Below are 13,119 nucleotides of genomic sequence, written 5' to 3'. Positions count from 1 at the left end.
CGAGCGCGCGCAGCCGGGAAATGGCCTGCGCGGAGGTCGGTTTGACGGTGTCCGACACGACCAGCACCCCACGGACCGCGCCGTCCCAGCGGCGGCCACCACGTCGACGACTCCGTGGCCGACGTGGGGGTCCCAGCCCGCAGCGGGCCGGCGCGCGGTCTGCTCGATGCGCCCCATCACCTGGCGGGCGGTCAACTGCGGAGACCGCGACCGCAGCAGCGCGACAATGCCCGCCACCACCGGCGCGGCGTAACTGGTGCCCGCGATGGGCTTCTCGCCACCGTCCGCCTGTGTGGTGGCGACCAGGCCCTCACCGTCGCGGTCCAGGGAGACCACCTGCTCGCCGGGCGCGGCGACATCGACCCACGGGCCTGCGAGGCTGAACGTCGACGGCGCGCCCGTCGGCGCGACGGAACCGACCGTCAGCACGTAGTCGTCGTACCAGGCCGGGCTCACCACGACCTCGACGTCGGTCCAATCCGGGCGGCCCGGACGCGCCGGGTTGCCGTCGCGGCACTGCCCGGCTGCCCCGGCGTTGCCGGCGGCCGCCACCACGACGACGTTTTTCACGTCGACCGCGTAGGCGAGCGCGGCGCCCAACGCGCGGTCGTCTAGATCTGCGTCCTTGGCCACGCACGCGATGGTGGAGATGTTGATGACCGTCGCGCCCAGGTCCGCCGCGCCGCGCACCGCGGCGGCCAGGGTGTCGACATCGCCGTAGCCGGAGCCGCCGGGGTTGTCGGCGGCCCGAAACTTGTTGCTGGACTGACGGATACCGATGATCGACGCGTCGGGTGCCACGCCGGTGAAAGCGTTGGAGTCGTCGCGGTCGGGTGCGGCACCGATGATCCCCGCGACGACGGTCCCGTGGCCGTCGCAGTCGTCGGTGCCGTCGCCGCCGGACACATAGTCGCCGCCGGGCGCGAGGCGGGGAAGCAGGCGGTGGCGGGCGACGCCGGTGTCGATGACCGCGACCGTCTGACCGGCGCCGCGGGTGAGCCGCCACACGGACTGCAGATCCAGGCTGTCGAGTTGGCCGCCGACGGGCTGTGTGGCTGCGGTCGCTGTCGTGCACGGTCCGGTCTGCTCGGTGCGGTCCGGGGGTGACGGTGGGCGCGGGGCGGGCAGACGGGTGTCGTCGACGGTTGGCGGTGTGATCGCGGCGGCTTCGGGCGCGCCGATCACCGCCGCGAGGGCGACGGCCGCGAGCACGCGAACGGTTCGGGTTCCGGCGCCGCTCATGTCAGTGCCAGATCACGGACCACCGCGAAGGCGCCGGCCACCCAGCACGCCAGCGGTATCGCTGCGGCCAGTACCGCATACTCGGCGATCTCGGCGGCCCGCCGCACCGCCAGGCTGGGCCTGACATCCAGCAGCGGGCCCAGGCCGGCAGTCCCGGTGACCACGCCGATCGCGCCGAGCCAGTGTGCGTGGTGAGGGATTGTGACGGTCAGGACGACGAACCCGGCTGTGACACAGAGGGATCCACATACCGCCAACGCCGAGCGGCGGACTGCGCCGCCGTGCGTGCCGGTCCGTAACAGCAGAGCCAAGCCGGTTACGGTGGTGAAAGCCACGGGCGCAAGTGGTGATTGGTTGTGAAAGCCCGTGGCAGCAGCGACGACCGCCGACCCTGCGGTGGCGGTGAGCGATGCGCCAAGCACCATTCCCGTCAGAGCCTCGTGGGCCCGCGCGGCGCGGTCGGTTTCCACCGCGGCCGGTTCGGGCGCGTCCGGGTCGGGTGGTGCGGGGCCGATGCGGGTGAGCGCGATCGCCAACCGCGGCGCCATACTCAACGCGGCGAGCGCCGTCGTCGCGAGCACGGCGCCCGCGGCAGCGGGATCGAAACGGCAAACGATCGCGATCGCCGAACCTGCCGCGCACAGCAGGGAGGCGGTGGCCACGGACGTGAACACGGCAACCGCCACGCCGTTGAGCCGCAACAGGATCACCGCGACCGCGAATGCGGCGGCCGAGGCCAGCAGCACGTGCGCGACGAGTGGCCCCGCAGGCACCACGACGGCACCGGTCACCGCCGCCAGCATCGCGGCCAGCAGCCCGAGGGAAGCGCACAACGTCGGGTCGGTCGGGTACGCGCGTCGGGCCGCGACCGCGGCGCCGGCCGCCGCCAACGACAGGGCCGCGCCGGTGACGACGGCTGCGGTGGCCGCGGTCGAGCGGGCCGACCAGACGATCGCTGCGGCTCCGAGACCTGCCGCGGCCAAGCTCAGCGTGACGCATACCGGTCGCGGGATGGCGCCGAGGGACTGTCGGGTGGCGACTGTCCGGCCGGGGTCGCGGTCGACGAGAACGGGTTCGGGCACGTGTTCGGTGGTCAGCCACAACAGCTCGCCGTCGTCGACCATGTTGTCGCGCAACGTCAGCGACTCGTCGAGCGGTGAGCCGTCGATGCGGTGCAGACGCCAGCGCCCGCTCCGTGCGGGTCCCGTCTCGGCGAGGTCGACGATCGCCGGCAGCATGTCGCCGAGCCGCGCCTCGCTCGGCAGCGCGAGGTCGACCGTCTGCGCGGTGTCGGCACGGTCGACGTGGACGCTGACGCGGCACAGCGAATCGAACACGGTATCCCCCGAACGACGCATCCCCCCGGATATGACTCGTCCCTACGCTAACGCCGCCGAGCGAACCGCTGCCGCAGCAGTTTTGCGGGCTGTGGATGGAACCGGATCGGCGTCGCCGGCGTCGGATATCGGTGATGGAACCGAATCGAGCGCAGCGCGAGGTCGTGCTGACCGCGCCGCCCGCGCTGCCGAAGCCGGTCGCCGCGAACCCGGTGGCCCGACTGCTGCCGGTGGCCATGCTGGTCGCGGCGGTCGGGATGATCGCGGTCTACTTCACAGCCGGGTCGGGGACGGGGCGCAGCCCGATGTTCATGTTCTTCCCGGTGATGATGCTGATGTCCGTTCTGGGTACCGTGGCGTACGGCGCGCGCGGGGGCGCCGGCCGATCCGCCGAGATCGACGCCAACCGGCGAAACTACCTGCGCTACCTCGACCGTCTCGACGACGACCTTCTGGCCACGACGGCACACCAGCACCGCGCACAGCGCCGCCGGCACCCGCCGCCCGAGTCACTGTGGGCGGTGATCGGCAGCGTCGCCCCGCGGGAACCCGATGACGCCGACTTCTGCCGGGTCCGAATCGGCACCGGCGACAGCGGGCTCTGCACCCCGCTGCGCGAACCCGAACTCGGTGCGGCCGACGAGCAGGATCCCGTGACGGTGTCGGCGCTGCGCGCGCTCATCGCGCAGCGTTCGGTCGTCGCGGACATGCCGGTCACAGTTTCGTTGACGGCACACAAAGTCGTTGCCGTGCAGGGCGACCCGCAACATGCGCGCGGCGTGGTGCGGGCGGTGGTCTGCCAGCTCGCGGCGTTTCACGGTCCCGAGTCGGTTCGGCTCGCCGTGGCCGGCGATCTGCGGGAGTGGGACTGGTTGAAGTGGCTGCCGCATTTCGGTGACGGCCGACCGGGCCGGCACACGGTGGTGATCGTCGACGGGCCGTCGGAGAGGGCCACCGCCGCAGACGGGGTCACCGCACTGGTGATCGACGCGTCGAACGACCGCGCGGTGACGGTGAGCGCCGACGGGCGCGAGGTCGTGTGCCGACCCGATGGGTTGAGCCGCGCGCAGGCGGTGGTGTGCGCCCGGCGGCTGGCCGCCCGCGGTCGCCGGTCGCCGGAGAATCCGGGGACGCGATCGCGTGGCTGGCTGCAGCTGATCGGCGCCGCTGCGCCCGAGGACATCACCGAGTCCCGGTGGACCCGCCGGGGTGACCGGCAGATCCAGCCCGTGCCGATCGGCGTCACCGAAGACGGCGAGCCGGTGCACATCGACATCAACGAAGCCGCCCGCGGCGGTATCGGCCCCCACGGGCTCTGCGTGGGCGCCACCGGATCCGGGAAATCCGAGCTGCTGCGCACCCTGGTACTCGGCATGATCACCACCCACCCGCCCGACGTGCTGAACCTCGTGCTGATCGATTTCAAAGGTGGAGCAACGTTTCTCGGATTCGAGCGGGCTCGCCACGTGGCTGCCATCATCACCAACCTCGCCGATGAGGCCCACCTCGTCACCCGGATGAACGACGCCCTGGCCGGCGAAGTGCACCGCAGGCAGGAGGTGTTGCGCGCCGCAGGCAACTACGCCAACGTCACCGAGTACGCGCGGGCCCGGTCAAGCGGTGCGCCGTTGCCGCCGCTGCCCGCGCTGTTCATCGTCGTCGACGAGTTCTCCGAACTGCTCAGTCAACATCCCGATTTCGCCGAACTGTTCGTGGCGATCGGTCGGCTCGGCAGGTCGCTGGGCATCCACCTGCTGCTGGCGAGCCAGCGCCTCGACGAGGGCAGGCTGCGTGGGCTGGACACCCATCTGTCGTACCGCATCTGCCTCAAGACATTCTCGGCCGGCGAGTCCCGCGCCGTGCTGGGCGTCACAGACGCGCATACGCTGCCCGGCACGCCGGGTGCGGCGTACCTGAAGACAGCGGCGGGCGAACTGGTCCGGTTCCAGACCGCGTTCGTCTCCGAACCCGGCCCACCCCCGCGGGGCGAGGACCGCGGCGTGGTGTGCGCACCGGCGGTCTTCACCGCCGCGCCCCCGGCCCACCGCGAAGCCGCGCAACCGACGAGCACCGTGCTGGACGCCGTGCTGGACCGGATCGCCGACAAAGGCGTTGCGGCGCATCCGGTGTGGCTGCCGCCGCTGTCGGCGTCCCCGACCCTCGACATGCTCGGTCGGTCCGGCGCGGGTGTGCCGATCGGACTCGTGGACAACCCGTTCGAGCAGCGGCGGGATCTTCTGTTCGCGGACGTCAGCGGCGGGGCGGGCAACGTGGCGATCGTCGGGGCGCCGCAATCGGGTAAGTCGACGGCCGCGCGGACACTGCTGCTGGCTCTGGCCCAAGACCGCGACCCGACCGACATCGCTTTCTACTGCCTGGATTTCGGTGGTGGTGCCCTGACCGGCCTGGCACTGCTGCCGCACGTCGGGTCGGTCGCGGGCCGCGCCGAGGCCGACCTGTGCCGACGCACGGTCGCCGTGCTCGAATCGGTGATCCGTTCGCGCGAGGACCGCTTCCGCGCGCTCGGCATCGATTCGATGGCCGAGTACCGCGCCCGGCGCTGCGCGGGGCATCCGGGCGTCGCCGACGACCCGCACGGGCAGGTGTACCTCGTCGTGGACGGATGGGCGCACCTGCGCCAGCAGTTCGACGCCTTGGAGGCACCGATCACCGCGATCGCCGCTCAGGGCCCCGCGTTCGGCGTGCACGTCGTGATCACCGCATCCCGGTGGGCCGAACTCCGTCCCGCGCTGAAGGACCAGATCGCCACCCGGATCGAACTGCGGCTCGGCGACCCGGCCGAGTCGGAGATGGACCGGCGCCGGGCGCGCACGCTGTGCACCGCGCCGCCGGGGCGCGGCCTCACCGCCGACGGCCGCGAGATGGTGATTGCACTGCCCCGATTCGACGGCGTGCCCAGCGCGACCGGGCTGAGCGATGCGATCGCCGCCGCCGTCGACCGGCACCGGCGACGCTGGGACGGTGCTCGCGCACCGCGCATCGAACTGCTGCCGACCCTGGTGACACAGCAACGGCTCATCAAAGACGTTGCGTCCGAACATGACTCGCTTCTGGTAGGGCTGAGTGAAAGTGATCTGCAACCCGTCGCCGTGGACTTCGTCGAGCACGCGCACCTGCTCGCGCTGGGCGAAGCGGCGTGCGGTAAGACGTCGCTGCTGCGGCTGGTGTGCCGGGAGGTCGTGCGCACCCGCGATCCGCAGGAGGCGCAACTCGAGATCGTCGACTTCCGGCGCTCGCTGCTCGGCGTCGTCGAAACCGGGCACCTGAGCGGATACTCGGCGTCACCGGCGGCGTTGGAGACGCGGCTGCCCAAACTGCTGGCGCAGCTGCAGTCCCGGATGCCGGGTGAGGACGTGACCCAGCAGCAGCTGCGGGACCGGTCGTGGTGGTCGGGTCCCGAGATCTTCCTCGTCGTCGACGATTACGACCTGGTGGCCGCCTCGACCGGAAGCCCGTTGACCCCGCTGGCCGACGTGCTGCCGCACGCCGTCGACCTCGGCCTGCACCTCGTGGTCGCGCGCCGGTCCGGTGGCGCGGCCCGCGCCATGTTCGACCCGGTACTGGCCAGGATGCGCGAACTCGGTTGCGTGGGTGTGATGATGAGCGCGAGCCCGGACGACGGCCCACTGCTCGGTTCGGTGCGGCCGTCCCCGCTACCGGCCGGCCGGGCCACACTGATCACCCGCGGCGACGGTGAGCGGCTCATCCAGGTGGGCTGGACTCCGCCGCCGTGAGCGCAGCGGTCGTCGAGGTCGGTCCCGCCGCCGTACGCGGGCCGGGAGCCGTTGCCGCCGAGCTGGTGTCGGCGGCGCTGGCGGCTGTCGACGACGACCTTGCTCTCGTCGACGACCGGGCGGTGCCCGTGCCGGATCTGTGGGGTGAGGTGCTGGGTGCCGCCGCGGCCGGCGCCGACACCGTCGTCCTCGTCTGCCCGACCTGGTGGCCGACTGACCGGATCGACCGGATCCGAAAGGCCCTGGGTGCGACGGAGGTCGAGGTGATCACCCGCACCGCCGCGATCGACCGGGCCCGCGGCGAAACCGTCGTCGAGATCGCCGCGGAGGTCACGGTGGTCACCCGCCCGGGCGCGCCTGCCGCCGTCGTGCCGAACCTGGGCCCGGCGGTGACCGACCGGGTGCTGGCCGCCCTGGGGCGGTCCGGACCCGTGGTGATCGACGCACCGACGGGCGTGCCCGCCGATGCGCTGGTCGAAGGCCTCAGGAAAGCTCTGGGGCAGAGCCGGATTCCGTGTCGTCTCGTCGGAGACGAGGTGCTGTCGGTCGCGCCGCTGCGGTCCAGTGGCGCTGAGCCCGTCGCGCCCCGTCGCCGAGGCGTCGTGCTGATCGTCGCCGCCGTCGCCGCCGTGATCGGTTGCGGCGCGCTGCTGCTACGCGGGCTGCCGGAGGCGCCCGAACCGGCGACGGAACTGTTGACCGAGGGCCGGGTGAAGGTCCTGGTACCCGCCGGGTGGCCGGTGCGACGGATCACCTCCGGTCCGGGATCGGCTCGGCTGCAGATCATTTCGCCGACCGAAGGCGACGTGTCGCTGCACCTGACGCAGTCGCCCGGGCCGGCGCACGCCGACCTGGCGCAGACGGCCGCGGCGCTGCGAGCCGCGCTGGCGGACGAGCCCGCCGACGTGTTCGTCGACTTCAACGCCGCGGACACGGTCGCCGGCCGCGCCGCGGTGACATACCGGGAACTGCGCGCCGACCGCAACGTCCGGTGGGCCGTCGTCGTCGACGCGGGTGTGCGGATCGCGATCGGGTGCCAGAGCGCGACGGGTCGCGAATGGGCCGTGCGCGAGGCCTGCGACCAGGCGATCCGATCGGCGCACGCCCGATTGTGAATCGGGTGGAACCGGAGCGGGACCGGGTGCGTCGTACCAGTCAGAGTCACGCGAAAAGAGAGGATGCCGATGACGACACCGCAGGGCGGTTCACTGAACACCGACTTCGACCTGATGACGGCCGTCGCGAGCAAGACCGATGCGCGCAACGAGGAGATCCGCGCGATGCTGCAGTCGTTCATCGGGCGGATGAGCGCGGTGCCTGCGTCGGTGTGGGGTGGTGTCGCAGCAGCCCGGTTCCGCGAGGTCGTCGACCGGTGGAACGCCGAATCGCTGAAACTGCACGCCTCGCTGCAACGGATCGCCGAGACCATCCGGCTCAACCAGCAGACGCTGCAGGAAGCCACCCAGACGCACTCGCACCGCATCGGTGCGGTGGCCGACCAGCTGTAGAGGAGCGGTGATGGACCACCTGTTGTCGTACAACTTCGACGAGATCGAGTACACCGTCCGCCAGGAGATCCACGCGACCTCCGCACGACTGAACGGCGCGCTCGACGAACTCCGGGCCCAGATCGCGCCGCTGCAGGAGGTGTGGACCCGGCAGGCCGCCGAGGCCTATCGCATCGAGCAGGCGCGCTGGGAACAGGCCGCGGGCGCGCTCAACGAGATCCTGTTCAGCCTCGGCAACGCGGTCCGTGACGGCGCCGACGACGTGGCCGACACCGACCGCCGCGCCGCGGGCGCCTGGGGCGGCTGACCCCCGGAAAGCCTGCGCGGTTCTGCAGGAGGGGAGCCGGGGACCGCGCAGTGTGCGCCACCGTGGCCGAAGGAGAGCGGCCACGGTGGCGCTACACCGGCGCGTCTACTCGCAGGCGACTCCGTCGCCGTCACGGTCCAGGTGCTCGGCGTAGCCGTCCTGGCCCTGCAGGATCGGCGTCACGCCGGCCTCCCGCGCGGCCGAACAGTTCTTGTAATAGGTGTCGGCCTGTGCGGTCGCCGCCCCCGCGGCTGTAGCGCCCACGACACACGCGGCGACGATCAGTGCACGAATCATTGTCACTCCAGATAGATGGTGAATTCCCCCGACGGACCGGCGAGAGGGCCGGCCACCGGGACGACGCTAGATGTGCAGCGGTGAAAAGGAATCCGGGTTTTCCCTACGATTGCGTCAGTTCCCTGCCCGGGGGCCGGGAAAGGCCGCCGAAGGGCGTTTTGACCTGCGACGACGGCTACAGGTAAGCTGCCTCGTTGGCGTGCGGTACGCACGGGTTCTCGGGTCAACGTCGGTCGCCGAGAACGAACCCACCGCTTCGCCTGACCGGCACCCGGGTCACCGGGGCTAGATACCCGAGAGAAGAGAGGTAGCGCTGTGCCTACGTACACGCCGAAGGCGGGTGACACCACACGTTCGTGGTACGTCATCGACGCCACCGACGTGCGACTCGGCCGGCTCGCCGTTCAGGCAGCGAATCTGCTGCGCGGCAAGCACAAGCCGACGTTCACGCCGAACGTCGACGGTGGCGACTTCGTCATCGTCATCAACGCGGAGAAGATCTCCATCGCCGGTAACAAGGCGGACCGCACATTCCACTACCGTCACTCGGGTTATCCCGGTGGTCTGCGGAAGCGGTCGCTGAGCGAGGAGATGGACAAGCACGCCGACCGTGTCGTCGAGCGCGCGATCCTGGGCATGATTCCCCACACCAAGCTGGGGCGCCAGATCAAGAAGAAGCTGCGCGTCTACGTCGGCCCGGATCATCCGCACGCCGCGCAGCAGCCGATTCCGTTCGAGATCAAGCAGGTGGCCCAGTGACTCAGCCTGAAACGACTGTCGACGCTCCCGTCGACACCGACACCGACACCGACGCCGTGACCGAGGCTGTGTCGGACGCCGCCGTCGACGCGGCGCCCCGCGAGCCCGTCTACATCGACCGGCCCATCCAGACCGTCGGCCGCCGTAAGGAAGCCGTCGTGCGGGTCCGGCTGGTGCCGGGCACCGGTCAGTTCAACCTGGACGGCCGCAGCCTCGAGGCCTACTTCCCGAACAAGGTGCACCAGCAGCTGATCAAGGCTCCGCTGGTGACCGTGGACCGGCTGGAGAGCTTCGACATCTACGCCCACCTCGACGGTGGCGGCCCGTCGGGCCAGGCCGGTGCGCTGCGCCTGGCCATCGCCCGCGCGCTGATCCTGGTGCAGCCCGAGGACCGGCCCGCGCTGAAGAAGGCCGGCTTCCTGACCCGCGATCCGCGGGCCATCGAGCGCAAGAAGTACGGCCTCAAGAAGGCCCGCAAGGCGCCTCAGTACAGCAAGCGCTGATCGACCAGCCAAAACCGCCGGGTGTGCACCGCACGCCCGGCGGTTTTGCATTCAACCGGCGGATTGCGGCGAAGTTCACAATTCCGCCCCGATCGGTTTGGATGCCGCGCGTCTCGTGAACCCGTCGTGGTTGGAGGCGGCGGCGCTACACGCGCGGCAGGCCGCAACTGCCACCGGTACGAACCAGTCACCTCGTCAGGGGACCGGACCGCCGTCTCCGGACTGAAAAGGAGCAATTGATGAACTCGAAGAACGCGAAGACGCTCGCTGCGGGCGCCGTGATGGGCGGATCGCTGCTCTTCACCGCCGGAATGGGAATCGCGATGGCGCAGCCGGACGCGGCCCAGGACAGCCGAGTCAATGTCTCGATCGGCAACGCCGGAGTCCTCGAGGACGTCGACGTGGCCGCCGCGGCGCAGATCGCCGCCGGTGTCTGCGACACCGACGTGAACTCGGTGAGCGCGCTGGCGCAGGCCGCCGACACCGAGGGCACCGACCAGACGGCGTGCACCAACAACCTGGGCACCGTCGTGATCCAGCAGAACGGTCCGGGCCAGTCGGAGAACGCGCCGGGCCAGGCTCAGGGCGAGGCCCAGGAGGCCACCCCGACCTCTGAGGCGCCGGCCGAGCAGCCGACCGAGCCGACCGCCGAGGAAGACGGCAGCTAGTCGGTAGCCGGTTTTAGCCACCTCACCGCCCGTATCCACCCGGATGCGGGCGGTGAGTCGCGTTCGGGCACCGATTGGCGAGTGGCGGCACGGTCGCTGAGAGTCGGGGTTTTGGTGCGATTTCGGGGGAATTGCGTGATTTTTCCGACGCTCGGCGCGCGGGGGGCCGGTGTGGCGAGGCGGCCTGCGGCACGAGTCCCGACGTCCGCGGTTGGCTCTGCGGCGGCCACGTATGAGAAGTTTGTCGGCATGCCTCGACTGTTCGGCACCGACGGAGTGCGCGGCGTCGCCAACCAGGAGCTGACCGCTGAACTCGCGGTGGCCCTCGGCTCGGCGGCCGCCCGACGGCTGGCCAGCACCGGCGGACACGCCCGGCGGGTCGCCGTGGTGGGCCGGGACCCGCGGGCCTCCGGGGAGATGCTCGAAGCCGCCGTCATCGCCGGGCTGACCAGCGAGGGCGTCGACGCGCTGCGTGTCGGGATCCTGCCCACCCCCGCAGTGGCCTACCTGACCAGCGCCTACGACGCCGACTTCGGCGTGATGATCAGCGCGTCGCACAACCCGATGCCCGACAACGGGATCAAGATCTTCGGGCCGGGCGGGCACAAGCTCGACGACGCCACCGAGGACCGGATCGAAGAACTCGTCTCGCAGGGACCGGGTGGTCGGCCCACCGGCGCCGGGATCGGCCGCGTCGTGGACGCCGAGGACGCGTTGGACCGGTACCTGCGCCATGTCAGCAAGGCGGTCACGACGCGGTTGGACGGGCTGACCGTCGTCGTCGACTGCGCCAACGGCGCCGCCTCGGCAGCCGCGCCGCAGGCCTACCGCGCCGCGGGGGCCAACGTGATCACCATCAACGCCGCACCGGACGGCCTCAACATCAACGACGGCTGCGGCTCGACGCACATGGAGTCGCTGCGCTCGGCGGTGGTGTCCTACGGCGCCGACCTCGGGCTGGCCCACGACGGCGACGCTGACCGCTGCCTGGCGGTGGCCGCCGACGGCCGGGTGATCGACGGGGACGCGATCATGGTGATCCTCGCGCTGGCCATGCGCGAATCGGGTGAACTGGCCGGCAACACGCTGGTGGCGACGGTGATGAGCAACCTGGGCCTGCACCTGGCGATGCGGGCGGCCGGCATCGAGGTCCGCACCACCAGCGTCGGGGACCGCTACGTACTGGAGGAACTTCGCGCCGGCGCGTACGCGCTCGGTGGTGAGCAGTCCGGTCACATCGTGATGCCCTCGCTGGGCACGACCGGCGACGGCATCGTCACCGGGCTGCGGCTGATGTCGCGGATGGCGCAGACCCGTGCCCCGCTGGGCGCGCTCGCCGAGCCGATGCAGACGCTGCCGCAGGTGCTGATCAACGTCGAGGTGGCCGACAAGGCGACCGTCGCCGACGCGCCGTCGGTGCGCACCGCCGTGGCCGAAGTGGAGGCGGCACTGGGGGACACCGGCCGAATCCTGTTGCGGCCCTCCGGAACCGAGCAGGTCGTACGGGTCATGGTGGAGGCCGCCGACGAGGACACCGCGCGGCAGATGGCGGTGCGGGTGGCCGAACAGGTCAGCGCGCAACGCTGACCGTGGAACCTTCCGCGCCCGGGGTGCGTCCAAACTCCACATGGGAGGAACCGACGCAGCCCATGTCGACGTCACGGCTCTGACGGGCATCGCGCGCGAATACCAGGCGGTCGCCGACGCGGTGGGCGCCGCGGCGCGCACGCATCTGGGTGGCCTCAATTTCGACGGGGCCGCCGCCGGGCGGGGCTACGTCGCACACGGAGACGCGGTGCGCCGCGCGGTCGACGACATCGCGGGCCAGCTGCGACGATGGTCGGACGCCGCCGCGGGTATTGCCGGTGCGCTGCGGGCCTCGGCCGACCGGTATGCCGACGCCGATCTGCGCGCCGCCGGACGGCTGGGCTGACGGTGGCCGAGAAATACGACGCCGGCGCCCGCTTGGGCGAAGCCCTGCCCGACGTGGCCGACTTCGAGCAGTACGTGCTGGCCTGCCGGTCACTCGGCTACCAGCATCCCGATCTGACCGCCCATCCAGGCCAGGTCCGGGACCGCTACCTTCACGAAGCAGGGATGGACCTGTTGGCGTTGGACGCCGATTGCGCTGCGCTGCAGGCAGTTTGCGCGGCAGTCGAGGATGCGCTGGCCCGGCAGCGGGAGCAGCCGGCGGCACTGGCCACGGCGTGGCGCGGCGCCGGGGCCGACGCGTCGCGGGTGTTCCTCGCGCGACACGGTGAGTCGTCGCAACGGGCCGCGGACGCGGTCCGCACGGCCGTCGAGGCGCTTGCCGACCTGCGCGACCGCCTGTGGCAGGCGGTCGACGCCAAGGTGGCCGCCGTGCTGGCGATCGGCGACGGCACCCAACCGCGGCGTGCGGAATGGATGGCGGCCGCGCAGACCGTGACCACCGGGTCCGGGGACCGTGCGATCGCCAGCGAACTGGTCGACCAGGAGGTGAAACCGTTCGTGGACAATGCGATCGGCGATCAGTACCTGACCGCGATGCGCGCCGCGACCGTCACGGTCGAAACGGTCTACCGGCAGGTGGTGGCTGCGCTGGCGGCGGCGTCGGGCGCGACGTTCGACGTACCCGGTGAGCTCGGGCCGGTTTTCGTGCCGGCCGAGGCCGTCGCTGCCACCCCGGCGCCCGTCGTGCCTGCCGCTTTCGTGTCCGGCGGGACGGGCGCGTGGAGCCCACCCACCGTACCGCCGCCGAGCC

12 protein-coding genes and 1 pseudogene are annotated in these 13,119 nt (G+C 71.3%); 10 read left to right on the top strand and 3 right to left on the bottom strand.

The window, feature by feature from the left end; genetic code table 11:
- Window positions 1-1,242: type VII secretion-associated serine protease mycosin (gene mycP, locus BHQ18_RS28385; RefSeq protein WP_084294474.1), on the bottom strand; the 1,242-nt coding region annotated here is incomplete at its 3' end.
- Window positions 1,239-2,579, bottom strand: a complete 1,341-nt coding sequence (gene eccD, locus BHQ18_RS28380) for a type VII secretion integral membrane protein EccD (RefSeq protein ID WP_069416975.1) — start codon at window positions 2,577-2,579, stop codon at window positions 1,239-1,241. The genes eccD and mycP, both read right to left, overlap by 4 nt.
- 134 nt (window positions 2,580-2,713) lie before the next feature.
- Here eccD and eccCa point away from each other — a divergent pair, with 134 nt between their 5' ends.
- The 4 genes from eccCa to BHQ18_RS28360 all read left to right on the top strand — a co-directional run bounded on the left by eccCa (window position 2,714) and on the right by BHQ18_RS28360 (window position 8,149).
- Window positions 2,714-6,334 carry a type VII secretion protein EccCa gene (gene eccCa / locus BHQ18_RS28375; protein WP_069416974.1) on the top strand — a complete coding sequence of 1,207 codons (3,621 nt, stop codon included), beginning with the start codon at window positions 2,714-2,716 and terminating at the stop codon, window positions 6,332-6,334.
- The gene (locus BHQ18_RS28370; protein WP_069416973.1) at window positions 6,331-7,449 is read left to right on the top strand and encodes a type VII secretion-associated protein; all 1,119 of its coding nucleotides are present in this window, start codon (window positions 6,331-6,333) and stop codon (window positions 7,447-7,449) included. The genes eccCa and BHQ18_RS28370 overlap by 4 nt, the downstream gene beginning before the upstream one ends.
- A 69-nt stretch (window positions 7,450-7,518) precedes the next feature.
- Complete coding sequence (locus BHQ18_RS28365; RefSeq protein WP_069416976.1) at window positions 7,519-7,842, top strand: WXG100 family type VII secretion target; 324 nt, start codon at window positions 7,519-7,521, stop codon at window positions 7,840-7,842.
- 10 nt (window positions 7,843-7,852) lie between these two features.
- Window positions 7,853-8,149 carry a WXG100 family type VII secretion target gene (locus BHQ18_RS28360; protein WP_069416972.1) on the top strand — a complete coding sequence of 99 codons (297 nt, stop codon included), beginning with the start codon at window positions 7,853-7,855 and terminating at the stop codon, window positions 8,147-8,149.
- A 105-nt stretch (window positions 8,150-8,254) separates the two neighbouring features.
- Here the strand turns inward: BHQ18_RS28360 and BHQ18_RS28355 are convergent, their stop codons facing one another.
- Window positions 8,255-8,446 carry an excalibur calcium-binding domain-containing protein gene (locus BHQ18_RS28355; protein ID WP_069416971.1) on the bottom strand — a complete coding sequence of 64 codons (192 nt, stop codon included), beginning with the start codon at window positions 8,444-8,446 and terminating at the stop codon, window positions 8,255-8,257.
- A 315-nt stretch (window positions 8,447-8,761) separates the two neighbouring features.
- On the opposite strand from BHQ18_RS28355, the gene rplM reads away from it, so the two are divergent.
- From rplM to BHQ18_RS28325, 6 genes and pseudogenes are all read left to right on the top strand, one after another.
- A complete protein-coding gene (gene rplM, locus BHQ18_RS28350) occupies window positions 8,762-9,205 on the top strand; it encodes a 50S ribosomal protein L13 (RefSeq protein ID WP_069416970.1) in 444 nt (147 codons plus the stop codon).
- Window positions 9,202-9,708 (top strand): 30S ribosomal protein S9, encoded by a 507-nt coding sequence (gene rpsI / locus BHQ18_RS28345; RefSeq protein ID WP_069416969.1) that lies wholly within the window; start codon window positions 9,202-9,204, stop codon window positions 9,706-9,708. The genes rplM and rpsI overlap by 4 nt, the downstream gene beginning before the upstream one ends.
- Before the next feature lie 239 nt (window positions 9,709-9,947).
- Window positions 9,948-10,376, top strand: coding sequence for a hypothetical protein (locus BHQ18_RS28340; RefSeq protein ID WP_069416968.1), 429 nt, complete (start codon window positions 9,948-9,950; stop codon window positions 10,374-10,376).
- Window positions 10,377-10,625: 249 nt separating this feature from the next.
- The gene (glmM, locus tag BHQ18_RS28335) at window positions 10,626-11,963 is read left to right on the top strand and encodes a phosphoglucosamine mutase (protein ID WP_069416967.1); all 1,338 of its coding nucleotides are present in this window, start codon (window positions 10,626-10,628) and stop codon (window positions 11,961-11,963) included.
- Between the two features lie 40 nt (window positions 11,964-12,003).
- Window positions 12,004-12,309 carry a DUF7162 family protein gene (locus BHQ18_RS28330; protein ID WP_069416966.1) on the top strand — a complete coding sequence of 102 codons (306 nt, stop codon included), beginning with the start codon at window positions 12,004-12,006 and terminating at the stop codon, window positions 12,307-12,309.
- A 2-nt stretch (window positions 12,310-12,311) separates the two neighbouring features.
- A pseudogene (locus tag BHQ18_RS28325) lies at window positions 12,312-13,119 on the top strand (hypothetical protein); the annotation flags it as partial.

This window comes from Mycolicibacterium flavescens (genome assembly GCF_001722335.1).
Classification (GTDB): domain Bacteria; phylum Actinomycetota; class Actinomycetes; order Mycobacteriales; family Mycobacteriaceae; genus Mycobacterium; species Mycobacterium flavescens.
Note: the sequence above shows the minus strand (reverse complement) of the source record. Positions and strands in the feature narration are given on the sequence as shown.